At 63.2% G+C, this 25,931-nt stretch carries 30 protein-coding genes and 1 tRNA gene; 19 read left to right on the forward strand and 12 right to left on the reverse strand.

The window, feature by feature from the left end; genetic code table 11:
* Nucleotides 1-298 precede the first annotated feature (298 nt).
* The 12 genes from WDLP6_RS13035 to WDLP6_RS13090 all read left to right on the forward strand — a co-directional run bounded on the left by WDLP6_RS13035 (nucleotide 299) and on the right by WDLP6_RS13090 (nucleotide 9,999).
* Nucleotides 299-1,534, forward strand: coding sequence for a tyrosine-type recombinase/integrase (locus WDLP6_RS13035; RefSeq protein WP_162592671.1), 1,236 nt, complete (start codon nucleotides 299-301; stop codon nucleotides 1,532-1,534).
* Nucleotides 1,531-2,259: a hypothetical protein gene (locus WDLP6_RS13040; protein WP_162592672.1), complete on the forward strand. Its 729-nt coding sequence runs from the start codon at nucleotides 1,531-1,533 to the stop codon at nucleotides 2,257-2,259. Before WDLP6_RS13035 ends, WDLP6_RS13040 begins: the two co-directional genes overlap by 4 nt.
* A 71-nt stretch (nucleotides 2,260-2,330) precedes the next feature.
* Nucleotides 2,331-2,531, forward strand: a complete 201-nt coding sequence (locus WDLP6_RS13045) for a helix-turn-helix transcriptional regulator (protein ID WP_162592673.1) — start codon at nucleotides 2,331-2,333, stop codon at nucleotides 2,529-2,531.
* Nucleotides 2,528-2,803 (forward strand): hypothetical protein, encoded by a 276-nt coding sequence (locus tag WDLP6_RS13050; protein ID WP_162592674.1) that lies wholly within the window; start codon nucleotides 2,528-2,530, stop codon nucleotides 2,801-2,803. Before WDLP6_RS13045 ends, WDLP6_RS13050 begins: the two co-directional genes overlap by 4 nt.
* Nucleotides 2,800-3,630, forward strand: coding sequence for a toprim domain-containing protein (locus tag WDLP6_RS13055; RefSeq protein WP_162592675.1), 831 nt, complete (start codon nucleotides 2,800-2,802; stop codon nucleotides 3,628-3,630). The genes WDLP6_RS13050 and WDLP6_RS13055 overlap by 4 nt, the downstream gene beginning before the upstream one ends.
* Entirely contained in the window at nucleotides 3,627-5,192 is a 1,566-nt protein-coding gene (locus WDLP6_RS13060) for a DUF3987 domain-containing protein (RefSeq protein WP_162592676.1), read from the forward strand. Before WDLP6_RS13055 ends, WDLP6_RS13060 begins: the two co-directional genes overlap by 4 nt.
* Complete coding sequence (locus WDLP6_RS13065; RefSeq protein ID WP_232077050.1) at nucleotides 5,189-5,509, forward strand: hypothetical protein; 321 nt, start codon at nucleotides 5,189-5,191, stop codon at nucleotides 5,507-5,509. Before WDLP6_RS13060 ends, WDLP6_RS13065 begins: the two co-directional genes overlap by 4 nt.
* A 96-nt stretch (nucleotides 5,510-5,605) precedes the next feature.
* Entirely contained in the window at nucleotides 5,606-6,712 is a 1,107-nt protein-coding gene (locus WDLP6_RS13070) for a phage baseplate assembly protein (RefSeq protein ID WP_232077051.1), read from the forward strand.
* Nucleotides 6,709-7,380 carry a phage baseplate assembly protein V gene (locus WDLP6_RS13075; RefSeq protein WP_162592677.1) on the forward strand — a complete coding sequence of 224 codons (672 nt, stop codon included), beginning with the start codon at nucleotides 6,709-6,711 and terminating at the stop codon, nucleotides 7,378-7,380. The genes WDLP6_RS13070 and WDLP6_RS13075 overlap by 4 nt, the downstream gene beginning before the upstream one ends.
* Before the next feature lie 625 nt (nucleotides 7,381-8,005).
* Nucleotides 8,006-8,716, forward strand: a complete 711-nt coding sequence (locus WDLP6_RS13080; protein ID WP_162592678.1) for a hypothetical protein — start codon at nucleotides 8,006-8,008, stop codon at nucleotides 8,714-8,716.
* Between the two features lie 171 nt (nucleotides 8,717-8,887).
* Nucleotides 8,888-9,778, forward strand: coding sequence for an acyltransferase family protein (locus WDLP6_RS13085; RefSeq protein ID WP_162592679.1), 891 nt, complete (start codon nucleotides 8,888-8,890; stop codon nucleotides 9,776-9,778).
* Nucleotides 9,778-9,999, forward strand: coding sequence for a hypothetical protein (locus tag WDLP6_RS13090; RefSeq protein WP_162592680.1), 222 nt, complete (start codon nucleotides 9,778-9,780; stop codon nucleotides 9,997-9,999). The genes WDLP6_RS13085 and WDLP6_RS13090 overlap by 1 nt, the downstream gene beginning before the upstream one ends.
* A 14-nt stretch (nucleotides 10,000-10,013) precedes the next feature.
* Here the strand turns inward: WDLP6_RS13090 and WDLP6_RS35360 are convergent, their stop codons facing one another.
* The 3 genes from WDLP6_RS35360 to WDLP6_RS13100 form a co-directional block, all read right to left on the reverse strand.
* Nucleotides 10,014-10,145: a hypothetical protein gene (locus WDLP6_RS35360; protein WP_269475570.1), complete on the reverse strand. Its 132-nt coding sequence runs from the start codon at nucleotides 10,143-10,145 to the stop codon at nucleotides 10,014-10,016.
* A 220-nt stretch (nucleotides 10,146-10,365) separates the two neighbouring features.
* A complete protein-coding gene (locus WDLP6_RS13095; protein ID WP_232077052.1) occupies nucleotides 10,366-10,902 on the reverse strand; it encodes a hypothetical protein in 537 nt (178 codons plus the stop codon).
* A 132-nt stretch (nucleotides 10,903-11,034) separates the two neighbouring features.
* The gene (locus tag WDLP6_RS13100) at nucleotides 11,035-11,634 is read right to left on the reverse strand and encodes a hypothetical protein (RefSeq protein WP_162592682.1); all 600 of its coding nucleotides are present in this window, start codon (nucleotides 11,632-11,634) and stop codon (nucleotides 11,035-11,037) included.
* Nucleotides 11,635-12,436: 802 nt separating this feature from the next.
* Between WDLP6_RS13100 and WDLP6_RS13105 the strand changes: the two genes are divergently transcribed.
* On the forward strand, nucleotides 12,437-12,778 hold the full coding sequence (locus tag WDLP6_RS13105; protein ID WP_162592683.1) for a Rap1a/Tai family immunity protein: 342 nt from the start codon (nucleotides 12,437-12,439) through the stop codon (nucleotides 12,776-12,778).
* A gap of 95 nt (nucleotides 12,779-12,873) precedes the next feature.
* The gene (locus WDLP6_RS13110; protein WP_162592684.1) at nucleotides 12,874-13,281 is read left to right on the forward strand and encodes a hypothetical protein; all 408 of its coding nucleotides are present in this window, start codon (nucleotides 12,874-12,876) and stop codon (nucleotides 13,279-13,281) included.
* Nucleotides 13,282-13,392: 111 nt separating this feature from the next.
* Here WDLP6_RS13110 and WDLP6_RS13115 read toward each other — a convergent pair whose 3' ends face one another.
* Entirely contained in the window at nucleotides 13,393-14,217 is an 825-nt protein-coding gene (locus tag WDLP6_RS13115; protein WP_162592685.1) for a hypothetical protein, read from the reverse strand.
* Nucleotides 14,218-14,271: 54 nt separating this feature from the next.
* On the reverse strand, nucleotides 14,272-14,820 hold the full coding sequence (locus tag WDLP6_RS13120; protein WP_162592686.1) for a hypothetical protein: 549 nt from the start codon (nucleotides 14,818-14,820) through the stop codon (nucleotides 14,272-14,274).
* A gap of 130 nt (nucleotides 14,821-14,950) precedes the next feature.
* Between WDLP6_RS13120 and WDLP6_RS13125 the strand changes: the two genes are divergently transcribed.
* The 3 genes from WDLP6_RS13125 (at nucleotide 14,951) to WDLP6_RS13135 (ending at nucleotide 16,176) form a co-directional block, all read left to right on the forward strand.
* Nucleotides 14,951-15,439, forward strand: a complete 489-nt coding sequence (locus WDLP6_RS13125; protein WP_162592687.1) for a hypothetical protein — start codon at nucleotides 14,951-14,953, stop codon at nucleotides 15,437-15,439.
* 35 nt (nucleotides 15,440-15,474) lie between these two features.
* A complete protein-coding gene (locus tag WDLP6_RS13130; RefSeq protein ID WP_162592688.1) occupies nucleotides 15,475-15,765 on the forward strand; it encodes a hypothetical protein in 291 nt (96 codons plus the stop codon).
* Nucleotides 15,766-15,924: 159 nt separating this feature from the next.
* The gene (locus WDLP6_RS13135; protein WP_197910158.1) at nucleotides 15,925-16,176 is read left to right on the forward strand and encodes a hypothetical protein; all 252 of its coding nucleotides are present in this window, start codon (nucleotides 15,925-15,927) and stop codon (nucleotides 16,174-16,176) included.
* 378 nt (nucleotides 16,177-16,554) lie between these two features.
* Here WDLP6_RS13135 and WDLP6_RS13140 read toward each other — a convergent pair whose 3' ends face one another.
* The 5 genes from WDLP6_RS13140 to WDLP6_RS13160 all read right to left on the reverse strand — a co-directional run bounded on the left by WDLP6_RS13140 (nucleotide 16,555) and on the right by WDLP6_RS13160 (nucleotide 19,895).
* Nucleotides 16,555-16,959, reverse strand: coding sequence for a Rha family transcriptional regulator (locus tag WDLP6_RS13140; protein ID WP_232077053.1), 405 nt, complete (start codon nucleotides 16,957-16,959; stop codon nucleotides 16,555-16,557).
* A gap of 229 nt (nucleotides 16,960-17,188) precedes the next feature.
* Nucleotides 17,189-17,605 (reverse strand): BRO-N domain-containing protein, encoded by a 417-nt coding sequence (locus WDLP6_RS13145; protein WP_197910159.1) that lies wholly within the window; start codon nucleotides 17,603-17,605, stop codon nucleotides 17,189-17,191.
* Between the two features lie 789 nt (nucleotides 17,606-18,394).
* Nucleotides 18,395-18,482, reverse strand: a tRNA-Ser gene (locus WDLP6_RS13150).
* A 34-nt stretch (nucleotides 18,483-18,516) separates the two neighbouring features.
* Nucleotides 18,517-19,440 (reverse strand): SPFH domain-containing protein, encoded by a 924-nt coding sequence (locus WDLP6_RS13155; RefSeq protein WP_162567603.1) that lies wholly within the window; start codon nucleotides 19,438-19,440, stop codon nucleotides 18,517-18,519.
* 29 nt (nucleotides 19,441-19,469) lie between these two features.
* The gene (locus WDLP6_RS13160; RefSeq protein WP_162567604.1) at nucleotides 19,470-19,895 is read right to left on the reverse strand and encodes an NfeD family protein; all 426 of its coding nucleotides are present in this window, start codon (nucleotides 19,893-19,895) and stop codon (nucleotides 19,470-19,472) included.
* A gap of 110 nt (nucleotides 19,896-20,005) precedes the next feature.
* On the opposite strand from WDLP6_RS13160, the gene WDLP6_RS13165 reads away from it, so the two are divergent.
* Entirely contained in the window at nucleotides 20,006-22,294 is a 2,289-nt protein-coding gene (locus WDLP6_RS13165) for an arginine/lysine/ornithine decarboxylase (RefSeq protein ID WP_162592689.1), read from the forward strand.
* Nucleotides 22,295-22,307: 13 nt separating this feature from the next.
* Here the strand turns inward: WDLP6_RS13165 and WDLP6_RS13170 are convergent, their stop codons facing one another.
* Together WDLP6_RS13170 and fabI are read right to left on the reverse strand one after the other, a co-directional pair.
* Nucleotides 22,308-23,213: a DNA ligase gene (locus WDLP6_RS13170; protein ID WP_162592690.1), complete on the reverse strand. Its 906-nt coding sequence runs from the start codon at nucleotides 23,211-23,213 to the stop codon at nucleotides 22,308-22,310.
* Between the two features lie 83 nt (nucleotides 23,214-23,296).
* A complete protein-coding gene (gene fabI, locus WDLP6_RS13175) occupies nucleotides 23,297-24,088 on the reverse strand; it encodes an enoyl-ACP reductase FabI (RefSeq protein WP_162567607.1) in 792 nt (263 codons plus the stop codon).
* A gap of 37 nt (nucleotides 24,089-24,125) precedes the next feature.
* Here fabI and WDLP6_RS13180 point away from each other — a divergent pair, with 37 nt between their 5' ends.
* Complete coding sequence (locus tag WDLP6_RS13180) at nucleotides 24,126-25,925, forward strand: extracellular solute-binding protein (protein ID WP_162592691.1); 1,800 nt, start codon at nucleotides 24,126-24,128, stop codon at nucleotides 25,923-25,925.
* Nucleotides 25,926-25,931 lie beyond the last annotated feature (6 nt).

Here is a 25,931-nt window from a genome sequence, read left to right on the forward strand (position 1 = left end):
CCACAGGACTGGACCGGCCCGGGTCGCGCATCAAGAGGGTGGACATCCTGTCACGGAAGCCGCACGTGAAAAAGCCCCGTGGACAGGGGCTTTTGAGAAGGCGAGGGTGGGCTGCGGTGGACGGCGCAACCATGTCTGGCGGAGCAGGCGTCCGCAAAAAGATGGCCCGAGTTGTCCCGCGGTATGCCAGATTTGCAGAGACTAGCAGGGAAGAGCCCATATTCTCGGTTCCACGTCGATCCTTGTAGTTCCGATTAATTCCGCATACATTGTGGGAACAGATGTACATGGAGTGGGGATGCCCAAGAAGGCGGTAGAGCTCGGCGCACTGCAGGTTGGTCGGTTGAAGGATCCGGGGCGGCATGCCGTCGGCGGTGTGGCTGGCCTGCACCTGTTCATCAAGGTAGGCGGCGCAAGATCTTGGATGCTTCGCGTCCTGGTGGGCGGCCGGCGCAAGGACATTGGGCTCGGCGGTTACCCTGATGTCACCCTTGCTGGGGCCAAGGAAGCGGCCCGTCGGGCGCGGGAGCAGGTCATGCAGGGCATCGATCCCGTGGAGCAGCGCAAGCAGGCGAGGGCGCTGCTCATGGCCGAGAACGCTACTGCCAAGACCTTCACCCAGTGCTACAAGGCATTCATCGAGGACAAGGGCGAAGAGTGGCGCAACCCAAAGCACCGTCAGCAGTGGACGAACACGCTGAAGACCTACGCCGATCCCAAGCTGGGCGAACTCTTGGTGCGCGACATCACCATGACCCACGTCTTGGAAGTCCTACGGCCGATCTGGAAGGAGAAGACCGAGACGGCGACTCGTGTGCGTGGTCGCATTGAAGCTGTGCTCGATTGGGCGACCGTGCGAGGGTACAGGCAGGGTGACAACCCGGCACGATGGAAAGGCCACCTTGAGCAGCTGCTGCCCAAGCCGTCCAAGGTATCGAAGGTTGAACACCATCCCGCCGTGGCGGTGGATGCCGTCTCGGGATTCATATCCGCGGTGCGTGCCGCTCCGGGAATGGGTGCCCGCGCACTCGAGTTCGCCATATTCACGGCAGCGCGGTCAGGCGAGGTCCGTGGCGCGCTGTGGAGCGAGTTCAACCTGAAGGCCAAGCTCTGGACGGTTCCGGCTGAGCGGATGAAAGGGCACCGCGAACATCGGGTGCCACTTTCCAAGCAAGCGATCAAGCTGCTTGAATCGACCCCTCGCTTTGAAGGCTCAGACGTGGTCTTTTGGGGCGTGAAGGGCCAGGTCCTGAGCGATATGACGCTGAGCGCCGTGATGCGCCGCATGGGCGTCGACGCCGTACCGCACGGGTTCCGCTCGACGTTCCGTGACTGGGCATCAGAGCGCACGAACTTTCCGCGCGAGCTCGCCGAGATGGCGCTCGCGCACACGATCGAAAGCAAGGTTGAGGCAGCCTATCGACGAGGCGACATGCTCGCCAAGCGGCTCCAAATGATGCAGGCGTGGGCGGATTTCTGTGAATCGCGCCCGCACAAGGCAAAAGTCTTACCGCTGCAGCGCGCTGCTCGATGAAGCTAACCAAGGCTCAATTTGCCGCTTGGGAAATCAACGAAGCGGACCCAGACAACTGGCTCAAGATTCCAGAGTTTGATGTGTTGCCCCGTCGTGAAGAGCGCTACTACGGTTTCGAACATCCAATCCTGACGCTCGGCGATGACGAGGAGAGCTATCGTGGGGAGATCAGAAAATTGGTCAAGCGCGCACGTGCGGAGCTGCGGCGGGTATTTCCGACGCTGCGCGAATCCCTCGAAAGCCGCATCGCAGCCTTGGAACTCGTGTCAGATGAGGAACTTGCCGAGGCGCCAAGGTGGGATGCCAAGCAGCGCGCTGCGATGCAGTACTTCTTCATCATGATCGATCTTGAGTTTGCGCTGCGGCACGCGCAGCCTGGACACCAAGTCGCTACTTTTATCTCGCGCGCTGCAACTACCCTGATTGACTGGATCGATGGCGGCCCGCTCAAGGCTGCTACCTACGAGAAAATGATCCGAAGCGCTCGAGTTGGTGGCTTGGCCAGCGCGGTCAAACGCCGAGCCAGTTCCAAGGTTCCAGCACCTGAGAGGCTTCGCCAGGAACGTCAAAAGCTGGTCGAAGAGGGCAAAGGCAGCAGGGACGTGGCCAGCATCCTTGCGAAGAGATATGGGTGCTCTGCGGACCATATTCGGAAACAGCTGAGGAAAGAAAATCAAATGCGACTGAACTCGGTTCAGGACGCTAGTGAAGGGTTGGTTCAGTAGTTTTTGCAGGACGACAGTCCCTCTCCATGCCGCAGCCGCTTTAGGCACCGCGGAACTACATGGAGAGCTACATGGACAAGATCGAAACCCGCTCCGTCCGGCCGCCCCAAGCTCGGGCACTCCTCGGCAATATCGGGAACACGACGCTCTGGCGGTGGGTGAAAGAGCGACCCGACTTTCCGCGCCCCGTGAAGATCGGGCCTCGTGTCACCGTCTTCCGCCTCGACGAGCTGATTGCTTGGCGGGACAAGCAGGGAGAGATGGCGCAATGACGGGGCCCCAGAAGCGCGAAAGCCCACTGGCAGGCGGGCAATTCGCAGGGGAAACCACTGAAGAGGTTTTGATTGTCGGCCACGTCGGCGCGGACAGCAAGACGGTGGCCACGCTCAAAGCCAAGTTTGCCTTGGCCGGGCACGAGATGACTGTGGCGCGCAACCGCGACGGCCGCGTGATCTGCACTGTCAGCCGCTGGGGCCAGGCCCGGAGCTTTACCCATTTCCATGACGTCGAGGAATTCCTCCGGCAGATCGGTGGGGCCGCATGATCGTCTGGACCGACCTTTCCATCGGCGACCATCGCGTCTTGTGCCCGGCCTGCGGGCGCAAGCCCAATGACAAGACGATGGGCGTCACCATCGCGGCCGACGACCACGGGGTGGCCCACTGCTTTCGCTGCGGCCTTGTTGAGACCAGACAGCATGGGCGCGAGCTGACCCCAGCCGAGCGCAAGGCGTTTTCGCGGCGCATGGATGCCCTGCGCCGGCAACACGATGCCGAGCAACGCCAGCGCCAGGCCGAGGCGGCCGCAGCAGCTGCCATCCGATGGACCGCTGCTGTCCCGGCGGCCCAGCATCCCTACCTGAGCTCCAAAGCCGTCCAGGCCCACGGCATCCGCCTCGAGGCCGGCCACACGCTGCTGATTCCAATGCGTGACGGCGACGGTCGCATGCACAGCCTGCAGAGCATCGCACCGGATGGATCGAAGCGCTTCATGCCCAGCGGCCGCGTGAAGGGCTGCTACCACGCCATCGGCAAGCCCGCGGGTCGGCTGGTGGTGTGCGAGGGGTATGCCACCGGCGCCACGATCCATGAAGACACCGGCCATGCCGTGGCGATCGCGTTCAACAGCGGCAACATGCTGCCGGTCGCAAAGGCGCTGCGCTCGAAGTTCCCGTGCATCACCCTTGTGCTCGCCGGGGACGACGATTGGAAAACCGAGGGCAATCCTGGCCTGGCCGCCGCGACTGAGGCCGCTCGCGCTGTCGGCGGCCTCCTTGCTGTGCCGAACTTCCAAGGCCTGCCGCGCGGTGACCATGACACTGACTTCAACGATTTGCACCGACTCGCCGGCGCGGTGGAGATGCAGGGATGAACGTGATCAAGAAGGCTGTCGACGCAGCGCAGCCCGTCTCCGATGCCGACGATGACCACGTCGACCTCCATCGCAATGCACCTCGGCCCGAGCCCGCATGTCTTCACGGCCTGATAGGTGAGATCGCTCGGACAGCGGCAGAGACCACGGAGGCCAACCCCTTCGCGGTGGCGGCCAACATGATTGCCTACATGAGCGCCGCGGTGGGCCGGGGCACATACCTGCCGGTGGGCAACACCTGGCACCACGCTCGTCTGTTCGTGATCCATGTCGGGCGCACCGGCCGCGGCCGCAAGGGTGATGCCGTCAGCATCGTTCACCGCATCGACAAAGCGATTCGTCAGCGCAATGAACACCTCCCGCCGCAGGTGCACCGAGGCGGCCTGTCCTCTCGTGAAGGCCTTGCCTACCTGATCCATGACGGCTTCAGCGAAGGCAAGACCGAGGTCGAGGCCGTGCACGACAAGCGCCTTTGGGTCGTCGAATCAGAGTTCGCCAACGTCCTGAGCCAGACAAAGCGCGAGGGCAATACGTTGTCGGCCGCGCTGCGCGACTGCTGGGATGGCGTCTCGATCCGGCCCGCTACCAAGGGAAACCGTGTGTGGGCGACTGATCCGCACGTCACGATGTCCTGTGCCGTGACCCCGGGCGAGATGCGCACCATGCTCGCAGCTCGCGAGCTGACCAACGGCTTTGCCAACCGCTTCCTGCTGGTGTGGGCCGAGCGCAACCGCGTCCTGCCGTTTCCGCAGGCCACGCCCCAGAACAAGATCGACGAATTCGCCGAGCAGATCATCACGGTGCTGAAGGCGGTTGGCGCCGACCGACCGGTGGACACCGATGCGCATCGAGCCGTGCTCACGCCCGCCGCGCAAAAGCTGTACGCCAAGCTGTACCTCGGGGAATTGAACGACCAGAGTGCGGGCGAATTGGTGAGCGCGCTGCTCGAGCGGCGTGCCCCGACGCTGCTTCGCCTGGCCATGCTCTTTGCGATCTGCGATATCAGCCAGGAAGTCGATGTGCAGCACATCGAGGCCGCGCTCGCCTGGGTTCGGTACTGGTCCGATTCCGTGAAGTTCGTCTTCGCGACGGCCATGGATGAGGAGACCGCCGCCGAGATCAGCGCCACGGCGGACCGCATCGTAAGGTTCCTCAGCGAGAGGGGTACAGCGACGCGCAGCGCGATCACGACTGAATGTTTCGGCGGACACCTCAACAAGGACAAGATCGACGCTGCGCTTGAGGAGCTTCTTGTAGCTACTCCACCCGTGATCGAAGTCGAGACGATCCCGACGCAAGGCCGTTCGTCCAAGGTTTATCGAATGATCGGCGCTAAGAATGCGAAAGTGGCGAAGAATGAGCAACCACGCGGCTTTGCGACCGATTTTGATGTTCGCAAAGAAAGCGAAGTTGGCGAAATATGGCCGCGGGAAGGCATAGATACTTCGCAACTTCGCGGGTCGCGCGGATCGAAAAATCAAGCGGAAACCCGCGCCAGCCCTGATTCTTCGCTTACTTCGCAGGCAGATTGCGAAAGCGCGACTGTGGAGGCCCGGCTGTGAGCCCCGTCGAGATCTGCCGCGCGATCTACGCGGCCGGAATGACGGTCAGGGCCGACGGCGCCGAGCTGGTGCTGAAGCCTGCCGATCGGTTGACGCCACCTCTGCGCGAATTGCTGGTGGCCCACAAACCGGAGTTGATCAAGTTCCTTCGCGACGCCGAACACACCGCGGCCGAACTGATCGAGGCCGCCCTGCGCGTCTGCGATCAGTTCGGCGACAGCGAGGATGCCCGGAGACAGATGCGGACCGAATGCCTGAGGACGCCGCTGCACATGCGCACCGACTTGCTTGACCACTTCAAACGAGGCGGTGCATGAGGTACGTCGCACTCGTCCCGGCCACTCCGCCGGTCATGGCCCGGCATCCAAACACGCGCTTCAGCCCGGAGCGCGGTCAACCCAAGAAGGAATCAAATGACTGACGAACTTACCCTTTCTGTCGGCGGTCGACAACTCAGCGGGTGGTCAACTGTCCGCGTCACCCGTGGAATCGAGCACTGTCCGTCCGATTTCGAGATCTCGCTGACAGAGCGCTATCCGGGCGAAGCCGACGCGTTCGTGGTGCAGCCGGGCGACGCCTGTACTGTGCTCCTCGGGCCCGATCTGGTGCTGACCGGGGCGATCGATCGTGTTCACTATGCGCTCGCGCCGTATCAGCACACCGTCACGGTGATCGGTCGAAGCAAGTGCGCGGACCTGGTCGACTGCTCGGCCGAGTGGCCGGGCATGCAGATCGCTGGTTCCGATGCTCTCGGGATCGCCCAGAAGCTCGCGCAACCCTATGCCATCACCGTGAGCGCGCCGGGCAGCAAGGGCGAGATCGTCCAGCTGTTCAACCTGATGCACGGCGAGACCGCATTCGAGATCATCGAGCGCGTGTGTCGCTACGGCGCGCTGCTCGCATACGACCAGCCCGACGGAAGCCTGATCCTTTCGCAGGCCGCGCAAGTAGTGGCCGCCAGCGGCTTCACGGAAGGCGTCAACGTCCAGAGCGCGAGCATGGCGACGTCGATGGATCAACGGTACTCGGTGTACCTTTGCTTCCAGCAAAGCCTCGAGGTCATGAATGATGTCGGCGAAGGCGGCAACCTGCAGGCCATGGCAACCGACGAAGGCGTGCCGAGGCATCGATCGCGCGACATCATTTCGGAGTCGCCCACGGGTGGCCGAGATTTCGCCCAGAAGCGAGCGACATGGGAAGCAAACCGCCGCATCGGGCGCTCGCAGCAGCTCAACCTCGTCACCGACAGCTGGCGCGACCAGGCAGGCGTGCTGTGGACGCCGAACACGCTGGTGCCGCTGTCGCTGCCTACCCTGAAGTGCGGCGACGAGGACAACAAGCTGGTGTGGCTCGTCACGCAGGTGACCTATCGGCGCGATGCGGACGGCACCACGGCTGCGCTGACGATCATGCGGCCTGAGGCGTTTCTGCCGATCCCAATTCTTCAATTGCCGACGTTCAACGACATCCCGGCCAATCCTGGTATCGGCGATCCATGGGGCAACGAGGTGCGCAGATGAGTGCTGAAATATCGGCCATCGAAAAGCTCTGGCGGCGCATGCTGCTCGTGGTGGGCCGCGGGCGCATCACGACCGGCGACGACTCCGGCATGGTGCAGCGGCAGCAGGTGCTACTGAGCGCCGCTGAGATCCGCGACGACACCATCCGGGTCGCCGAGTATGGCTTCACGTCGATGCCATTGCCAGGCTGCCACGGCGTCGTGGTCTTCATCGGCGGCGACCGCTCGAACGGCGTGATCATCGCGACCAACGACCAGAACCACCGGCTGAAGAACCTCAAGCCCGGCGAGGTCGCGATCTATGACGATCAGGGCCAGTCGGTATGGCTCAAGCGCACCGGCATCGAGGTCAACGGCGCCGGGCTGCCGATCCTCGTGCACAACACGCCGACGATCACGCTGAAGGCGGACACGAGCATCACGCTCGATGCACCTCTGGTGCATTCGACGGGGAATCACACCGTTGACGCGCTGTTCACCACACTGAACTTCGCAATGGTGGCCGGCGGCGCTGCCAAATGGGGTAGCGGCGGCGGTGGAACCATGAGCTTCAACAACATGACCGTTACCTACACCGGCGGCGCGATCTCGCACGACGGCCACGTGATCGACAAGAGCCACGTCCATCCTGTCACGGCCGTGGGCTCCAACACGGGCACCCCTGTATGACTATCCGTCTGACTTCACCAGGAAGCTTAAAAATGAAAAGCGCCTCCGCCAGCGCCTCCACGCACGCGAAGCCACCGAATCGACTTGTAGCCGGCGCTCTGAGATTCGCACATTTCCTTGGCCTGCCCGACAGAGGTGCGAAGACTTCGGGGCTTGTAGCCGTCCCGAAGCACATAAGGCCCCACGCACATCGAGCAGCTGATTCGAAGCGCCATCCGATCACAGATGGATCGCAAGCAGCTTCGCGATCGTCAACGACGCACCCACCGGTCCCAACACGCACCGAACTCGGTGCGCTCGCAGTCGCCAAAGAGCGTGCGCGCTGCGGCGCAATCTTCCGGCACGGATTGCAGATAGGGCTCGCCACTGAGGCCTATCGCCTCACCTTCGAAACCGAGCTGCGGTGCACGCAGGCAATAGCGCTGCTGGACGCCGCGGTGCTGGATCGCCCAGCACGCGGCCGCCTGGCGCAGCGCATGGAAGAGATTTCAACGCCAAACGTAGGCCCGGGCGATGGCATGCCCGGGCCTGACCCTGCGACGCCGCGCGGCGTTGCGCAAGCAATCCTGGCTGCAGGAGAAAAGGCCCGCAAGGGCAGTCATTAATCGACCCATAGGAATCCAAAATGATCACCAACATCAAAGCGCTCGAAGCCAATTGCGTCGATCTGCTCGCCGCAGTCAAGGCCGCCCATGAAACCTACCGGCAGAAGGGAGCAGAGATCGACGAGCTCTCGACCAGGCGTGCCACTCTGGCAGAGGCGAGCGACCAACATGTGCAAGCCAATGACGACCTTGCGGAAGCCCAACGGATGCGCGAGAACGAGCTCGGTCAAGCGTTGATCGAGCAGCGCAAACCCAACACCGCCGTGGCGGACGAAGCGATGAAGGCTGCACGCGGGCGCTTGGATGCCATCTCCGCCGCGGGCATTGCGTCCGCGGCCGCGGTGCGCCTTATCGATGAAGCGATGGCGCCGCTGCAGGCGCAGCACGCGACCCTCAGCGAGGCGTTCAACGATGCATTGGCCAGCTACCTGCAGGCGGCCAATCTACTGAGCACTGCTCGACACCGCGAGGCATCCGATGCAGTCGATGCCGCGACCGCAGGCATGAGAGCAACGGCCGCTCTTGCTGACATGCTGGCTCGAACCTTCCTTACCGCCTCTCAGCGTGCGAACACGCCGACAGGTCACACCAGCATGCTGGCGAGGTATGCAGACAGCATCAGGAGCGTGGCCTCAACGTTGCCTTACGACGATGGCATTCGAAAGCATCTGCCCGATGCTCAGGAAAAGATCCTCGCGCCGCTTCGAGCCGTGGGCATCGAGCTGTCCTAAACCCCAGCCGGCGGTGGGCAACACCGGCAACCAGCGGAGGCGGTAGCATGATGTCGCTCGAGCGCTGTTCGTACTCGCCCAGTCGTCATCTGGGCGCCTTCGGGGAGCTCGCGGCTTCGGCCGGGGGCCTTTTCGCGTTTGGGCCCCGCAGACCGAGCAAAATGGCGACCCATGAAAGAAACCGTTGCCGCCGACCGTCTGCATTTTCTCGACGGGCTGCGCGGCTGGGGCGCGGCGGCCGTCCTGCTGTTTCATGTGTTCGTGGAAGCCTTCCCGATCAATCCAGAAGTTACAGCCTCGCTTCGCCACGTTTTCATGTTCAACGGAGTGCTGGCGGTCTGGGTGTTCTTCCTCGTTTCTGGCTTCTCACTCGCGATCGCCTACTGCCGCAGGCGCGATAGCCAAACACTTGCCAAGATTGCCCTCGGGCGCTACGTGCGTTTGGCAGTGCCGATCCTGTGCGCCGTATTGCTGCTCTACCTGCTTTTCTCCTTGGGGATGGTGCTTCCAGCTGACCAGCGTCTCCCAAAGTTCCAGGGTGTCCTTCCCACAGCACCCAATCTATGGGAAGTGATCCGGTTCTCGGTCTTCGATGTGTTCTTCGCCTTCAACCCTGCGACAACGCTGATTGGCCCGCTATGGACGATGCCATTTGAACTCTGGGGTTCGTGTCTGGTACTGGGCGCGCTGTTCGTCGCCGGGCGACTTGAGCGCAGAGGCTACGTTTATGCTGCGCTGGCCGTTGTCGCCTACCTGATTCATCCGATCTACGCGGCTTTCGTCGTTGGGCTCGCTTTGGCAGAGGTGCACGTCTCCGAGTTCTGGGGGCAGCATGTGGCCAAGCTATCGGGGAGCGCTGCGTTGCTGATCATCCCCGGCATCTACGCTGCCAGTCTCTTGCCGAAGGAGGCCGAAGAGCATCACGCGGCGTACTTTGCGGTGGCCCTGCTTCTGACGTTGGGCGGCATATTCAGCCGTCCGCTGTCCGGCTTCCTGTCTGGTGGCGTGAGCAGATTTTTTGGGCGGATCTCGTTTCCGCTCTACTTGGTCCACGGCCCCTGATGCTCGCCTACGGCAACAACGCCTACCGTTGGATCGAGACCCCTACGGATCTGCAGAAGCTGCTGCTGAACCTCTCAATCGTGGCCGTCTGCATCGGCAGCGCGACTTTGCTTGCGCCGATGGACCGACTTGGGATCGCTTCGGCGAAGCGCATCAGCAGCTTCGTCATGTCGCGCGGCGCAGGCTCTGTGCGGGCCGAGATTGAACAACCTCGCCTCTGACGTTCGAGCTGCCTTCAATAGGGCGCCGCCGACCTGACCACCTCGACCGGCCCGATGCCCGAGTAGACCGTCTCTCCGGTCTTGAGCGATGTGACGGTCCACCGATCGCCCGGCGTCACCTTGTAGTCGCCAGGCTGGTGCGGCAATTCGCGCTCCTCGTATATTCCGAGGCCGAGTCAGGAGGCCATGGCCGCAGGGCTGGCGGCGCTTCAGACGCTAATCGAAGGCCTCAAAGTCGGACCACGAGCCAAAGCAGCGCCGCCGCCAGCGCCGAAGCCACCGGCTGGGCCGTTCGGGTTCGGGTCGGTGCTGCCGTAGACGTTCGGGCTACATCTCGGAGCGCCGGCGGGCCTACTACCGCAAGCCCTATGGCATCGAGTTGCCGGCGGACAGGGAGGCAAGTCCGGCACCGCGCGTCCGATTGAGCGCAGCTGCGATCCGGTGCTCATGGCCAGATTGATCCGTAACCTGATCGACGAGCGTGCGCAGTGCCTTTCGAGCTCGCCCAAGCCGGGTCAACCCGAGATAGAGCTGAGCCGGGGTGTCCACGGCGCCTCCGCGGGCGAGCGCGATGGCCCCGTGCAAGCATGCGACGATCTCGGGAAAACAATCGAGAAATTCCTCGTTGTTGGCGGCGTTGATGGGGCAATAGCTCAAGTCGCTGCTCAATTGCTTGACCTGACTAAAGGCCATGTGCACTAGCATCCGCTGGCAACTCTCGGAGGTGCCCAGGGCGGCCTCGAGTTGCACTGCGGCGGCCTCAAGATCCCTGCGCAGGGTCAAGGGGTAAAGCCTCGAGCGAATCTTGCCTGAGCAGGGGCGGCTTAGGAATTGGCGCTGCGGGTTCGTCGATTGCGTCACAGACGACGCTGGCGCGGGTTGAGTAGACTTCTGGGTAGCCATGATGTGCGGTTCCTTTGCTGGTTTGCACGTTGTGGTTAGCCGGCCTCGGTGTACCACCACCTTGGCCGGCGCCTTGATTGCCTCAGCATCGTCAGCTCACTTTCGAGTTGACGATCGCCCTGAGACGCGGCGTTATTCCTTTGGTGCCGGTCCTTTGCGCTCAGCGCGCTCACTTTTCAGTAACTCGCCAGCTTGTTCGGCCGACAGGCCCATCTTTTCCGCCAGTACCTTCTCGCGCATGGTCAAGGTGACCTTCTTGCTGCGGATCTCTATCTTTGCCGGCGGCGGCTTATCAGCATCGAGGGCTTCCAAGTGCGCGCGGATGACATCGCACGTGGCCTCGCCAACCGCAGGCAGGCGTCGCAGTTGAGCGCCACCGTCTGCAAGCGCCCGGCGCACCTGCTCCACAGTCACGATGTCAGCCTCCTGCAATCGATGTGCCACGCCAAAAGGTAGAAGCAGTTCCGAAATGCCCGGCCCGGCCAGCATGTCGACCTGCTGCTGACGCAGATCGAGCGAGCGTTGGATGGTTTCAGTGAGCGCCAGGATCTCGCGGCGTACCGCTTCGTGCTGAGCGGACTCGCCAAGTTCGCGCAGCGCCTGCGCGATGCGGCTGAACTCCGGTATTTCAGCGAGTACAGCGTCGCGCTGTTCCAGACGCGCAGCTGCCAGCTTCTCCCGACGCGCATTCGCGGCGTTCGTGCCGTCCGCAGCATTCTTAGCCTGGGTCATTCCTTCGGCCCCTTCGCGCGGTCGATCGCTCGGTTGAGCCAAGGCATGCCCAGCCGACGCAGCTTTTCCCAGCGAGCAGGCGTCAAGCGCAGCGAACTTGTGACAGCCTTTTCCGCGGGTGGCAGCGCGGGCCTGCCTGGGCCTCTTGCCAATTCTTCACGTTCTCGCTTTGTCATCCGATAAGTGTAATGCAACTATCGCACGACACAAGCGGATAAATGCAATGCCTTTATTATCGGAAACCCCAGGTTGCTTGACTTGCGCTACGTGCGCCGTCTGTGCTTCGTCACTACGAAGCTTTCGTAGTGTTCTCCGGGGCGAAGCGTTTGCCGTCGACAACGCGCGATACTGCGGCTCCCAAACGATGAGGGTAGAGATGGGGTCTACAGAAGACTGGCGGCGGGTCGCAATTGCTCGCCTTGCGCTTGATGACGCAGACACGCGAAGGCGCAATCTCAGAGCCCTCGCCAGCTCGGGGGATGTCGACGCCTTTGCGGAAGTACTCAAATCCGATCAGGGTGTGGCCGAATGCTTCGACGTGTGGCGACAAGCGATGAAGAAAGCGATGGCCTGACATGCCAGAAAATCCGGGCATGCGGAGCCGCCGTCCCTACTACGCCAGGCGCACTCGCCGACACCGGCATCAGCACGGGCCGCGAAGCCATCACCCGCGATGGCATCAGCGAGCGCAGCACTATTTCACGCCGAGGCCCGGAATCGCGAGGTCTCGAAAGAATTCCGGCGGCAAGCCGTTTCTCGAGCCTGGCAATACGGCGCACTTGAACGGGCGAGGAGCTCGAAAATGAACAAGCGATTATTTGCGCTGTTGCCGATGGCATTGATCATGTCTATTACGGCCCAGTCAGCTTTTGCATCCTTCTGGTCTGGCTCGAAGCTTTTCCAGTGGCTAGAGCAGGACCTTCGGGGGCAGGCAAGTTACGAGCAAGGTGCGGCAATAGGGTACATAGTGGGGGTTTCAGACTTCGGAGATGGAGTGCTTTTTTGCATGCCCAGCGGCGCCACAGTCGGGCAAGTCAAGCAGGTCGTTTACAACTACATGCAGAAGCATCCCGAAGCCTGGGACAAATCCGCTGATTTTTCGATCGCTGCGGCGCTCCAAGCGACTTGGAAATGCGCGAAGTAGCTGAACGCAAGGGCCTCGCCCGCAGAAGGCCCCATACATCGTGACTAAAGTCGTTGTCGCCTGCAAGTGCGAGCGTTGAAAGGTGGGGGAACAAGATGTCGAGGAAGTCATTTCACACTGACCGCGAGATCCTGCAGCGCATCTTCGACATGTACCGAGCCTCCTATCCCGGACGGCCTCCTGGGGGCGGCAAGGCAGAGAATGACCCCTACCTGCAGATAGACATCCACGACGTGGCTTCGAGGCTCGATACAAGCCCTGAACTGCTTTACGGACGCCTCTACTACGTCCTCGACCACACCCACAGCTACGCGATGGACGGCGGTGGCCAAGTGCATCTTTTTGCCAAGAAGGTCGGCGACAAATTTCACTGTGTTCACTTCCCCTTGCTCGTTGCGGTCCTGGCGACGCAGAGGCAAGAGAGCTGGAAGTACCGCCTTTCGTTGATCCTTTCGGGTCTGGCGGCCCTTATTTCAATCGCCGGGTTGTTCTTCAAGCGCTGAGCACCGCCTGCAATTGCGGTGGCAAGTTCGACTGCCACCTGAGCAGCGGCGCCGTCTTCGCGATCGCGCGCCGGCGCTTGTTGCGCGCGAAGAGGATCTTTCTTCTCCGACCTATTCCCCGGAGGGCGTCGATCCATCTGCCCGTGCACTTGCCCGTTCAGTCGCCTCGGCCAGCGCGCGAGCCATCAGTGTAGGGTCGAGCGTCAGAAGAACGGTAAGGCAGAACGAGAACCGGAACATCATCGTAAAGATGCTCAGCTCACCACCGTCGGCGATCGCATATCGATAGTTGAACTGGTTGCTGAGGTCGACGGTCGCGCGGCGCAGATTGGCGATGCCTGTGGGCACCGAGAAGACTTCCGCAGGCACTTTGCCCTCGATCAGGTTGTAGTTGGTGAACCAGCGATGTTCTATCGCCGCATCGCTGGGAACGATCTGCCCGGTGTGCTCAAAGTGAAGCGCCTTTGCAATCTTCCTTGCGAACACGGGGATGGCAGCAGCGGCCTCTTCTGGGATCGCCACGAGAGACATGTCGGCGAATGTCTCGCCTGGGCTCGGGCCAACGCCTAAGTGGCGCGCCAGAGCACGCTTCTTCGCGGCGGACAACTGCATTGCCTTTATCACTTCGGGTTTCAGCAGAGGTTTTGCCAACTTGCGCATCTCTACCTCTGCCTGTTCGTCGTCAACCACGCCCGCAGCAGAGTGCATGCGCGACAGGAATGCAACCCAGTTCTCGGCAAGTTTGCTCCCCGAATTGCAAGCGTTGCATGCGGGGAAGACGTAGCCCTCGGGCCATTTCCTGTGCGAAAAGATTGACCGCGGAGGGCAGTGATCTACGGTCGCCGCCTCCACGCCGCCGCCGCAGAAGATGCACATCTTCGACTTTGCGAATGCCGCGTCCCGTGCGCTGGCTTCCTTGACTCGCGCTTCGCCCATCAGGCCGCCTTGAACGGAAAGATCTTAGCGCGGCGCGCAGCTGGTCGAGGTGGCTCAGTCCAGTCCATGCTTTTGCCGAAGGTGCTCATCCAGGCTCGCGATGCGCTGCTGATAGACATCATGCTTGCGCGCGGGGATGTCGTCGACATTGCTGTCGACTTCCCATCGAGCCCCTTCCGCCACGGCCATCTGATAGAAGGCGTGTCCGTTGACCTCGGCGCGATGGCCGCCCGCATAGACCACCTCCAGGACGCCGCTGTCGTCATCATCGTCGGTGAGATCGCCGACGGGCAGCACGCGGACGCCGGTCATGATGTGCACAAGCGGGCCGCGGTGATCGAGGTTGTTGTGGTACTGCGGAAGTTGCCGCATCGCGTTGATGTATCGAGCCGCAAGGTTCACTGCACCCTCCAAGTTGATTGAATCCAGATGAGCCGCTAGCGCGAGTTGAGCCCGCAACCACTCGGCGCCGCCGAGGTCGACTAGCTTCGCTCGCAGTTCGGCCGGCAGCAGCAGCTTGTAGGGCTTGGCGTCATCCGAGATCGGCTTCCGACCCTGACCTCTGCCTGGGCCGCCGCGTCCAATGAGTTCGTCGATCGACATGGGTGCATTGTGTCATTGATTGAAAGCCCCATAAATCAAATGACATCCGGAACAACGCCCATTGTGTCATTTTGATTTTTAGGGCAATAAATCACGATGCAGTTCCGGGAGAGGCTTACGATTCGCTCCCATGGAAGCCACAATCACCAAACTCGACGCCGCCGGCATCCTGCTCAACCGCGCGATCGAGCTCTACCTCGACGCGAGCGACTGCGTATCGGCCATCGTGCTTGCGGGGTCCGCAGAGGATCTTTTGCAGGGCATCCTGACGGGCCAGGGCCGGTCCGCTGAGGCCGCGCGGGTGCAGATGCTCTCCTCGGCTCAGGAAATCGCTCAGAGGCTCGACCCAGGTGGCGGCGCTGCCTCTGAAAAAGACACGATCAACCTGATGCGAGGCATGTTCAACTGGCTGCGGCACAACGACAAGAAGGACGACCCCGATGCGGTGACCTGGCATCTCGACGTCGAGGCTGAGACCGTCATCATGCGAGCGCTTCAGAACTGGGATGTGCTTGGCGGGGCCGAACCGGTGCGCGCAGTCGCCTTTGTCACCGCCGCAGGGAAGCGAAATGAAGCATTCCGTGCGTGGCCGGCCTCCGGTACTTTCACCCAAAAATGATCGAAAGTCTTTGGCTTGTCCGAATGGAGATCGATATGCAATCCGAGGTTCAAGGCATTGTGCAAACGGAGAATGGCCCGCGTTTCGTGAGAGAGGGCGGATTCGAGGGGACGCACGTCGTGGTCGTGACGGCGTACGACATCAATTTCGACGCTTGGCCATTCCACGTCTACTTGCAGCAAGGTGACGGCCCTCGGACCTCGCTGAGCCGATCACCGACGAATCTGCGAGGTGATTCCATGGAAGGCGCCTTCGCTCAGGGGATGCAGATGGCGGCTCTCCATCTGTCGCCCGAGATCGCGACTTTCCCGGGCTCGGTGAAATAGCGCGTGCGTCCGCCCGGCTCAGGGCTTTGGTATGTGCCGGAAAAATTTCCGGCACGCGCCCCGAGCACTTTGGGCACTTTCTTCGTCAGGTCGGCGAACCCCTTGGACGAACCCTCACGCCGAGCGCAGCGAGCGCGGGACACGGCTAATATCCGTGCCATGAAAAGCGCACCTCAGCAGGACTCGCTTCATCGGGACATGGAACTCGGCGATTTCGTCATCGGCGGAGTGTTCTACTGTGGCGGGTCGGTCTGGCGCTGCACCGACATCGGCACTCGTGTCATCGTCGCGATGAAGCTCGATCACGATCATGATCCTAGCTGGTATGACGGTCCCCCGTACGCGCTGGCCGAAGTCGTGTTCGACGAGAACGACTTCGGCGGATGCACCCTCACGCCATCGCAAGAGTGAACTGACTCGAGGCCGGTAGGCCTGCCCGGCGATCGCGACCTCGCGCACCTTCTCGACAGGGATGCCCAGCGCCGCCTGGAATGGCACTGCCGCAATCTCGCACGTCCCCGACGAGTGGAAAGGGGTCAGGTCCGTTCTGACCCCCTGGCGGTTTGCAAGAAATGACAACGCCCACGAGCCTGGCCTGTACTTCTTCCTCAACCGCGCGTGCATTGCTCGGCGTGCCGTTGAACCCAGCCGCGGCCGTGGCGGGTGGGTTGGCGACATCGTCGGCAGCGCTTCTTACTTCGCTACTTCGCCAACCTCGCGAAGTTTGAATCGGGCTGCAACCCGCATGGATGCTCATTCTTCGCTACTTCGCAACTTCGCACGACAAATTCAGAAAGCGCAAAAGCGAGGTTTCGATCTACAAGGGGCAAGGGCTGAGGCTGCTCGGGATAGGTAAAAACGCGAGCAAGGTCCCCACCCAAAAGGGTGAGCAGCTCCGTTCCAACACCGGTGGCGCCGCGCGACGGCGCTGTAGCCGGTCAGCAGCGTGTCGGTCAGCTCGCGGTCGAGGTGGAACATCGCGGTATAGCCGCGCGCATCCTTGTCCTCTTGGACATGGCCCAAAGTTGGACCATCCTCGGCGAGCTCGTCGAGCATCGCGCGAATGTCGCGAATGACATGCTTGTGCTCCTTGCCAGTGAGGTCCGCGATCTCGCGGCTGGTCATGGTCTTGACGGCCTGGGCGACCGGATTGTTCCGACGAATCTCGTCGGAACTGGCGGTGAAGAAGTCCACGTCCAGACTTTCGCTCAAGAACGAGCAGAAGTCTTGGCCAACGTGAAGAGATCCCTTGAAACGGAAGTCGGCCGCCGATTCGGCGACGAAGATTCCGAAGATTCCGTCTCCAGAATCTTGGAGCCTTCGGAACCTTCGGTGGAATCTTCGGCAGCGAAAACGGCTCCGAAGTTTCCGGAAACGTTTTCTACACCGTGAATAGCGAACTCGTCCCCGTCGACTTCGAGGGCTACGTGCACCAACGCCCCGAAGGTACCGCGCGTTGGAACTTCAACGAACACCGCGTCCGCTTCGTCATTGGTGCGGACTTCCATGAGATCGACCAGCCGGACGAAATTCGTTCGCTTGGCATCGCCCGCCCGAAAGGCGGCACGCCGAGCAAGGTGCTGTTCACGATCAGGCGCAGCATGTCGGGCTCAGAGATGACCCGGGTGTCCTGCAATCGTCCCAGCGCGTCAGGGATGGGGTAGCGTTTGGCTACCCCACGGCAGTGGGTGTTCATGGCGTCTGTCTCGTTGGCATAGCCAAGGGTGGCCGCCACATCCTTGCCGACGAAATAAGGCTCGCCATCGATGTCGACCGCGCGAACTCCGGCGCCCTCGGGCGGTCCGTGCACTTGGTCGAAGTAGAAGATCTCTGCAATCACAGCCCGAATGCCACGACTACAAAATTTTTGTAGTGACCAATCCCAACGGCACGACGAGCGAGGCACTGTGTCTCTCTTACGACGGCGGTCGGGCGCCGATCGCAGTGCACAGACCGGAAGTCATCCGGTCAGTCCCGCTGCCAAGCGTTTGCGACCGAGCAAGGCCCTCCGCGCGATCGCTCCGGGTCCTTCGGACGGGATCTCAGGACACGGGCATTGCGCGCGCCCGATCTTCGGGACCGTGTAACGAAAAAAAGAGCGTTACACGGGCGCGATACACGGTCGATTGCCCAATGAGCGGCGGCCTGGACGGGCGAGAGTTGAGCGTTACACGGTCGACCCTGCTGCGGGTCGCCGGTCAGCGGGTTTACGCCCGTCTGGGCGAGAACCACGTAGTCGCGATCTTCGACGAAGCCGGCCCGCAAGTAGCACCCGCCACCGTGGCGGGTGCTAGGCGGCTGAGTCCGAAGGCCGACGCCGGCAGGGATACCCGACGAAATCGGGGAGCCTGTTCATGAGCTCGCCCCTGTTCCAGGAGGAAAACCGCCCCTTGATGACTGCGGACGAACTTCGTATGCAATCGCTGGGCCACGTGATCACAGCGCGCCCGCCGCTGCAGCTGCCGAAACCGGCGATTCGCCGGTTTTGTCGTTCCGATCGTCGTCTGCCAGGCGTTTGGGACCAGGGGGGTGACCGACGGCTGGATGGGCCAGTCTTAGGTTTGTGGGTCGGGTTGTGGGAACGGAAAGCAAAACGGGCCGCAAAGGCCCGTATTTACTGGATGGTCGGCGGAGCAGGCGGGATTCGAACCCGCGGAGGGCTGTTAACCCTCACACGCTTTCCAGGCGTGCGACTTAAACCGCTCATCCACCGCTCCGAAGCCCGCGATTGTAGCAGCGGGCGCGTCGTCCTCAGCTCGTCGCAGCCGGCTTGCCGGCCTGCACCATCCGCATCGCCGACGCGATGAGCGCGGCAGTCTCGGTCATGTTGCTCGGCACGATCAGCGTGGTCTTGGCATCGGCCGCGACCTTGCCGTAGGCATCGACCGCACGTTCCGCCACCTTGAGCTGGACGGCCTGTTCGCCGCCCGGCTGCCGGATCGCGGCCGCGACGAGTTCGATCGCGCCCGCAGTCGCCTGCGCCACCGCGGTGATCGCGGCGGCCTCGCCCTGGGCGTTGTTGATCTGCGCCTGCTTCTCGCCCTCGGAGCGGGCGATGAAGGCTTCGCGCTCGCCGGTGGCGATGTTGATCTGCTCCTGGCGCCGGCCTTCGGAGGCCGCGATCAGCGCGCGCTTTTCGCGCTCCGCAGTGATCTGGCGCTGCATGGCCTGCAGGATCTCCTTGGGCGGCGTCAGGTCCTTGATCTCGTAGCGCAGCACCTTCACGCCCCAGTTGAGCGCGGCCTCGTCGATCGCGGCCACCACCTGGGCGTTGATGATGTCGCGTTCCTCGAAGGTCTTGTCGAGTTCGAGCTTGCCGATCACGCTGCGCAGCGAGGTCTGCGCGAGCTGCGTGACGGCGACGATGTAGTTCGACGAGCCGTAGCTCGCGCGCATCGGATCGGTCACCTGGAAGTAGAGGATGCCGTCGACCTGCAGCTGCGTGTTGTCGCGCGTGATGCAGATCTGGCTCGGCACGTCGAGCGGAATTTCCTTCAGGCTGTGCTTGTAGGCCACGCGGTCGACGAAGGGGATCAGGAAATTGGCGCCCGGCGTCATGGTCCCGTTGTACTTGCCCAGGCGTTCCCTGACCCAGGCGTGCTGCTGCGGCACGATCTTGATGGTGAGCCAGACGAAGATGACGGCGATGACGAGGATGGCGACTGCGATTTCCATGGAGATCCCTTGTTTCCTGAATGACGGGGTCAGATCTTGTCGACCACCAGGCGGCTGCCGACGACCTCGACCACACGGTAGGCGCCGCGCACCGGCGCGCCGCCCGGACGCTGCAAGACCGTCCATTGCGCGCCACGATACCGCACGCTGGCCGTGCCGTCCGGGTTCCACAGGTCGACGTAGACGGTTTCGCCGATATCGAGGTTGACGTCGCGGTTGGCGCCGGCTTTCGGCTCGGCCGGGCGCCGGCGACGGATCGCATACCAGACCAGCATCGCGCCGACGCCGACGACTGCGGCGACGACAAGCTGCAGCGTGAGGCCGGCACCCGCCGACGCCGCGAGCGCCGCAGCCGCGAAGCCCGCACCCAGCAGCAGCAAATAGACCGTGCCGGACAACAGTTCCAGCACCACGGCAGCCGCCGCGATCAGCCACCAGACGGTGGAATCCGCCATGACGTTTCCTCTCCAAGTTGAAGCCTCGACATTCTGAGTCAAAAGCTGACCGGATCCTTCATCTGAATTCCGTACACTTCGCGCCTATTTGCCCGTCCGGAGCCCCGCTCATGAAATTTCGCTTTCCCATCGTCATCATCGACGAGGATTTCCGCGCCGAGAACACGTCGGGCCTCGGCATCCGCGCGCTGGCGCAGGCCTTCGAGAGCGAGGGTTTCGAGGTGCTCGGCGTCACCAGCTACGGCGACCTGAGCCAGTTCGCGCAGCAGCAAAGCCGCGCCAGCGCCTTCATCCTGTCGATCGACGACGAGGAATTCACCGTCGGCCCCGACCTCGACCCCGCCGTGCTGAACCTGCGCAACTTCATCGGCGAGGTGCGCCGCAAGAATGCCGACGTGCCGATCTACATCTACGGCGAGACCCGCACCTCGCGCCACATCCCGAACGACATCCTGCGCGAGCTGCACGGCTTCATCCACATGTTCGAGGACACGCCGGAATTCGTGGCGCGCCACATCATCCGCGAAGCCAAGAGCTACCTCGAAGGCGTGCAGCCGCCGTTCTTCAAGGCGCTGATCGACTATGCGGAGGACGGTTCGTACTCCTGGCACTGCCCGGGCCACTCGGGCGGCGTCGCCTTCCTCAAGAGCCCGGTCGGCCAGATGTTCCACCAGTTCTTCGGCGAGAACATGCTGCGCGCCGACGTCTGCAACGCGGTCGAGGAACTCGGACAGCTGCTCGACCACACCGGGCCGGTGGCGGCCAGCGAACGCAACGCGGCGCGCATCTTCAATGCCGACCACTGCTTCTTCGTGACCAACGGCACCAGCACCAGCAACAAGATGGTGTGGCATCACACGGTGGCGCCGGACGACGTCGTGGTGGTCGACCGCAATTGCCACAAGTCGATCCTGCACGCGATCGTGATGACGGGCGCCATTCCGGTCTTCATGAAGCCCACGCGCAATCACTTCGGCATCATCGGGCCGATCCCGAAGAGCGAGTTCGAGCCGGCCGCGATCCGGGCCAAGATCCGCGCCAACCCGCTGCTCTCGCACGTGGACGCCGACAAGGTCAAGCCGCGCGTGATGACGCTCACGCAATCGACCTACGACGGCGTGATCTACAACACCGAGACCATCAAGGGCATGCTGGACGGCTACGTCGACACGCTGCATTTCGACGAGGCCTGGCTGCCGCACGCGGCCTTCCATCCGTTCTACGGCGCCTACCACGCGATGGGCAAGCGCCGCGTGCGGCCCAAGGAATCGCTGGTGTTCGCGACGCAGTCCACCCACAAGCTGCTGGCCGGCATCAGCCAGGCCAGCCACGTGCTGGTGCAGGACTCGCAGAACCGCGCGCTCGACCGCGACCTGTTCAACGAGGCCTACCTGATGCACTCGTCGACCAGCCCGCAGTACGCGATCATCGCCAGCTGCGACGTGGCGGCCGCGATGATGGAGCCGCCCGGCGGCACCGCGCTGGTGGAGGAGAGCATTCTCGAGGCGCTCGACTTCCGCCGTGCGATGCGCAAGGTCGAGGACGAGTTTGGCAAGGATGAGTGGTGGTTCAAGGTCTGGGGCCCCGAGAAGCTGGTCGACGAGGGCATCGGCCGCGCCGACGACTGGATCATGAAGGGCGAGGGCAGCACCGAGCGCAAGACCAAGCACTCGGCGCGCAACTGGCACGGCTTCGGCAAGCTGGCCGATGGCTTCAACATGCTCGACCCGATCAAGTCGACCATCGTGACGCCCGGCCTCGACCTCAACGGCAAGTTCGCGCCGACGGGCATTCCCGCCAGCATCGTCACCAAGTTCCTGGCCGAGCACGGCGTGATCGTCGAGAAGACCGGCCTCTACAGCTTCTTCATCATGTTCACGATCGGCATCACCAAGGGCCGATGGAACACGCTGCTCACGGCGCTGCAGCAGTTCAAGGACGACTACGCGCGCAACCAGCCGATGTGGCGCATCCTGCCCGAGTTCTGCCAGCAGCATCCGGGCTACGAGCGCCTCGGGCTGCGCGATCTGTGCCAGCACATCCACCAGCTCTATGCCCGCTTCGATGTCGCGCGGCTCACGACCGAGATGTACCTGAGCGACCTGACGCCGGCGATGAAGCCCAGCGATGCCTTCGCCCACATCGCCCACCGCAAGACCGAGCGCGTGGAGATCGACGAGCTCGAGGGCCGCGTCACCACCAGCCTGATCACGCCGTATCCGCCCGGCATTCCGCTGCTGATTCCGGGCGAGGTCTTCAACAAGAAGATCGTCGACTACCTGAAGTTCGCGCGGGAATTCAACACCGAGTGCCCGGGCTTCGAGACCGACATCCACGGACTGGTCGGACGCATCGACGAGACCGGCAAGAAGCGCTACTACGCGGACTGCGTGCGCTGAAGCGCGCTGCGGCTCAGGACTCGACGTCGTCGCGCACGCGCATGAAACGCGCGAACCTCGGCACGCCACCGGGGTTCGTTCCGTTGTAGCGATAGGTGACCCAACTGCCGATCGCGGGTGGGTCATCACGCTCGGCATCGCTGAAGCCGCTGCCGATCTTGAAGCGCTTGCCGTCCGGCATCTCGACCAGGAGCGCGCCCAGCCGACCGGCGTACTTGCCCCGGCCGGCGACGTGCGCGACCACGCGCGCCTCGGCATCGTCGTAGGGCTTGAACTTGAGCAGGTCGGCCGTGCGTTCGCCGCGGTAGGGCGAAGCGCCGCGGTGCAGCACCAGGCCTTCGCCACCCATCCGGACCGTCTTGTCGAGCAGCGCCTGCAGCGCTTCGGGCGTGGTCGCGCGTTGCTGCGGAACAAGCACCAGCCAGGGCGCTGCCGTGATCGGCAGCACTTTTCGCAGCACGGCGAGGCGTGTCGTGAAGTCACCGGGTTCGGTGGGCAGATCGAACACCATGAAATGCATCTCGCGCCAGGCCGCGTCGACCGGCGTCTCGCTGCGCACCGCGGAGACTGCGTGCGAGAAACGGCCGCGGCCTGCCCAGAGTTCGCCGTCCATCGGCATTGCCGGCAACGCGGCGGTGAACCACGCGGGCGACGTGACGCGCTCGCCGCCGCGCGTCCACAGTTGCTTGCCGTCCCAGTAGCCGCGCACGCCGTCGTATTTTTCGCTCACCCATTGGTCGTTCAGCGCGAGGCCGGGGCGGTAGACCTCGGGCCGCATGAGAGCAGGGGCCGTGGCGGCATTGCGGGCCTGTGCCTCGGGCAGGGCCGACAGGGTGCAGGCGGCGCCGATGGCGGTGAAGAGAAGGGCCCGGCGAGACACGGGCCGGCTGGCCCCGGGCGAACGGATGCTTGAACTCATGGTCGACTCCCCGACATTTTTTGATATGCCGGAGATTATGAAAGATCGGCGACCGGGTCCGGCCCGCCGCCGCGCGCTTCGCCTCAGGCCGCCGGTTCGGCCATCCCGCCGACGACCTGGCTGAAGCCGCCATCGACATAGGTGATGCCCGCCGTCACGCCGCTGGCGAGGTCGCTCAGCAGGAAGGCGGCCACGTTGCCGACTTCCTCGATGGTCACGTTGCGGCGGATCGGCGATACCTCGGCCACGGCCGCAAGCATCTTGCCGAAGCCCTTGATGCCGCTGGCTGCCAGCGTCTTGATCGGGCCGGCGCTGATGCCGTTGACGCGCATGCCGCGGGGGCCGAGCGACTCGGCCATGTAGCGCACCGACGCTTCGAGCGAGGCCTTGGCCAGGCCCATCGTGTTGTAGTTGGGCAGCGCGCGCAGGGCGCCCAGGTAGGTGAGCGTCAGCAGCGCCGACTTGTCGTTGAGGTAGGGCAGCGCAGCCCGGGCCATGGCGGGGAAGCTGTAGGCGCTGATGTCATGCGCGATCTTGAAGCCTTCGCGCGACAGGCCCTCGAGGAAGTCGCCGGCAATGGCCTCGCGCGGCGCGAAGCCGATGCTGTGGACGAAGCCGTCGAACTTGGGCCAGGTCTGCGCGAGATCGGCGAAGAGCTTGTCGATCTGCGCGTCGTCGCCGACGTCGCAGTCGAAGACCAGCTTCGAATCGAAGTCGGCCGCGAACTCGGTGATGCGGTCCTTGAAGCGCTCGCCGACATAGCTGAAGGCCAGCTCTGCGCCCTGCGCGTGGCATGCCCTGGCGATGCCGTAGGCGATGGAGCGGTTGCTCAGCACGCCCGTGATCAGAAGTTTTTTGCCGGAAAGAAAGCCCATAAGACGACCTCGTGAAAATCTTGTGCAGAATTCTCGCATGCGGGTTCTCTGGGTCTGTTGGCTGATGTGGTGTGCGATGCCCGCCTGGGCCGCGCATGGCTACGCGCTCTGGGACGACCTCAAGTACCCGCCGGGCTTCACCGCCTTCGACTACGTCAATCCCGAGGCGCCCAAGGGTGGTGAACTGCGCCTGGTCAGCAATGAGCGCTATTCGACCTTCGACAAGTACAACCCCTTCACCATCAAGGGCGCGCCGCCGGCCTACCTGGCGACGCTGATGTTCGATACCTTGCTCGCCACGTCGATGGACGAGACCGCGTCGGCCTACGGCCTGCTCGCCGAGGACGTGGCCGTCGCGCCCGATCGCCTGAGCGCGACCTTCAGGCTGCGGCCGCAGGCGCGCTTCCACGATGGCACGCCGGTCGAGGCGGGCGACGTCAAGCACAGCTTCGACACGCTGGTCGGTCCCTTTGTCTCGCCGTCGTACAGGACGACGCTCGAGGACGTGAGCGGCGCCGAGGTCATCGATGCCCGGACCATCCGCTTCACCTTCAAGAAGCCGAATCGCGAACTGCCGCTGCTGGTCGGCGCGCTGCCCATCTTCAGCCGCCGATGGGGCATGGAGAACGGCAAGGCCAAGCCTTTCGATCAGGTGGTGATGGACATCCCGATCGGCAGCGGGCCCTACAAGATCGGCCCGGTGCGCTTCGGCAAGGACATCACCTATGTGCGCGATCCGAACTACTGGGCACGCGATCTGGGCGTCAAGCGCGGCAGCGCCAACTTCGATCGGATCACGGTCAAGATCTACCAGGACAACACGGCCCGCCTCGAAGCGCTCAAGGCCGGTGAGTTCGACATGATGAGTTTCTATTCGGCCGGCGACTGGGCGCGGCGCGTGAAAGGCAAGCGCTTCGACACCGGTGAGCTCGTCAAGCACGAGTTCGCCCACAAGCTGCCGTCGGGCTTCCAGAGCTACGTGCTGAACAGTCGCCGTCCCAAGCTGCAGGACCCGCGCGTGCGCGAGGCGCTGGGCCTGGCGCTGGACTACGAGTGGATGAACCGCCAGATGTTCTACGGCGGCTATCCGCGCGTTTCGGACCTGTTCGGCAACACCGATTGCGAGACCCACGGCCTGCCGTCGCCCGAAGAGCTCGCGCTGCTGGCGCCATGGCGCGGCAAGATCCCCGACGCCGCCTTCGGTCCGATGTACGTGCCGCCGACCACCGAGGGCCCGGGCCAATCCCTGCGCAACAACCTGCGCCGCGCGCGCGATCTGCTGAAGCAGGCCGGCTGGGAATACCGCGACGGCGCATTGCGCAACGCCCAGGGCGAAGCGATGGTGCTCGAATACCTCGACAGCAAGGAAGGCGGCGTGCGCACGGTGTCGCCCTGGCTGCGCAACCTCGACAAGCTCGGCATCCGGCTCAACTTCGCCACGGTCGACTTCGCGCTGTACCAGCAGCGCCTGGACAAGTTCGAGTTCGACATCACGAGCATCAATTTTCCGGGCACCAACGATCCGGGGCAGCAGCTGGCGGACATCTTCGGCAGCAAGGCGGCGAAGACGGAAGGCTCCGGCAACTACATGGGCGTGAGCAGTCCGGCGGTCGACGCACTGCTGACCGATATCGCGGGCGCCCACAGCAAGTCCGAACTGCTGCCGGCCTGCCATGCGCTCGACCGCGTGATCATGCACAGCCACTACATCATTCCGCAGTGGACGCTGACGGTGCACCGTGTCGTCTACGACGCGTGGCGCCTCGCCTTCAAGGCGCCGATGCCGCCCTATACGCAGGCCGAGGACTGGGTCATGTCGACCTGGTGGGCCAAATAGGGAAGT

Source organism: Variovorax sp. PBL-E5, from assembly GCF_901827185.1.
GTDB lineage: Bacteria > Pseudomonadota > Gammaproteobacteria > Burkholderiales > Burkholderiaceae_C > Variovorax.

Bases quoted from the DNA above. Each gene is read 5' to 3' on its own strand.
- WDLP6_RS13105 (WP_162592683.1), top strand. From the start codon at position 12,437: ATGAACAAGCGATTATTTGCGCTGTTGCCGATGGCATTGATCATGTCT.
- WDLP6_RS13115 (WP_162592685.1), bottom strand. From the start codon at position 14,217: ATGGGCGAAGCGCGAGTCAAGGAAGCCAGCGCACGGGACGCGGCATTC.
- WDLP6_RS13080 (WP_162592678.1), top strand. From the start codon at position 8,006: ATGATCACCAACATCAAAGCGCTCGAAGCCAATTGCGTCGATCTGCTC.
- WDLP6_RS13165 (WP_162592689.1), top strand. From the start codon at position 20,006: ATGAAATTTCGCTTTCCCATCGTCATCATCGACGAGGATTTCCGCGCC.
- WDLP6_RS13040 (WP_162592672.1), top strand. From the start codon at position 1,531: ATGAAGCTAACCAAGGCTCAATTTGCCGCTTGGGAAATCAACGAAGCG.
- WDLP6_RS13125 (WP_162592687.1), top strand. From the start codon at position 14,951: ATGGAAGCCACAATCACCAAACTCGACGCCGCCGGCATCCTGCTCAAC.
- WDLP6_RS13155 (WP_162567603.1), bottom strand. From the start codon at position 19,440: ATGGAAATCGCAGTCGCCATCCTCGTCATCGCCGTCATCTTCGTCTGG.
- WDLP6_RS13095 (WP_232077052.1), bottom strand. From the start codon at position 10,902: ATGGCTACCCAGAAGTCTACTCAACCCGCGCCAGCGTCGTCTGTGACG.
- WDLP6_RS13085 (WP_162592679.1), top strand. From the start codon at position 8,888: ATGAAAGAAACCGTTGCCGCCGACCGTCTGCATTTTCTCGACGGGCTG.
- WDLP6_RS13135 (WP_197910158.1), top strand. From the start codon at position 15,925: ATGAAAAGCGCACCTCAGCAGGACTCGCTTCATCGGGACATGGAACTC.
- WDLP6_RS13090 (WP_162592680.1), top strand. From the start codon at position 9,778: ATGCTCGCCTACGGCAACAACGCCTACCGTTGGATCGAGACCCCTACG.
- WDLP6_RS13075 (WP_162592677.1), top strand. From the start codon at position 6,709: ATGAGTGCTGAAATATCGGCCATCGAAAAGCTCTGGCGGCGCATGCTG.
- WDLP6_RS13050 (WP_162592674.1), top strand. From the start codon at position 2,528: ATGACGGGGCCCCAGAAGCGCGAAAGCCCACTGGCAGGCGGGCAATTC.
- WDLP6_RS13180 (WP_162592691.1), top strand. From the start codon at position 24,126: ATGCGGGTTCTCTGGGTCTGTTGGCTGATGTGGTGTGCGATGCCCGCC.
- WDLP6_RS13110 (WP_162592684.1), top strand. From the start codon at position 12,874: ATGTCGAGGAAGTCATTTCACACTGACCGCGAGATCCTGCAGCGCATC.
- WDLP6_RS13130 (WP_162592688.1), top strand. From the start codon at position 15,475: ATGCAATCCGAGGTTCAAGGCATTGTGCAAACGGAGAATGGCCCGCGT.
- WDLP6_RS13170 (WP_162592690.1), bottom strand. From the start codon at position 23,213: ATGAGTTCAAGCATCCGTTCGCCCGGGGCCAGCCGGCCCGTGTCTCGC.
- WDLP6_RS13160 (WP_162567604.1), bottom strand. From the start codon at position 19,895: ATGGCGGATTCCACCGTCTGGTGGCTGATCGCGGCGGCTGCCGTGGTG.
- WDLP6_RS13035 (WP_162592671.1), top strand. From the start codon at position 299: ATGCCCAAGAAGGCGGTAGAGCTCGGCGCACTGCAGGTTGGTCGGTTG.
- WDLP6_RS13045 (WP_162592673.1), top strand. From the start codon at position 2,331: ATGGACAAGATCGAAACCCGCTCCGTCCGGCCGCCCCAAGCTCGGGCA.
- WDLP6_RS13120 (WP_162592686.1), bottom strand. From the start codon at position 14,820: ATGTCGATCGACGAACTCATTGGACGCGGCGGCCCAGGCAGAGGTCAG.
- WDLP6_RS13060 (WP_162592676.1), top strand. From the start codon at position 3,627: ATGAACGTGATCAAGAAGGCTGTCGACGCAGCGCAGCCCGTCTCCGAT.
- WDLP6_RS13070 (WP_232077051.1), top strand. From the start codon at position 5,606: ATGACTGACGAACTTACCCTTTCTGTCGGCGGTCGACAACTCAGCGGG.
- WDLP6_RS13055 (WP_162592675.1), top strand. From the start codon at position 2,800: ATGATCGTCTGGACCGACCTTTCCATCGGCGACCATCGCGTCTTGTGC.
- WDLP6_RS13100 (WP_162592682.1), bottom strand. From the start codon at position 11,634: ATGACCCAGGCTAAGAATGCTGCGGACGGCACGAACGCCGCGAATGCG.
- fabI (WP_162567607.1), bottom strand. From the start codon at position 24,088: ATGGGCTTTCTTTCCGGCAAAAAACTTCTGATCACGGGCGTGCTGAGC.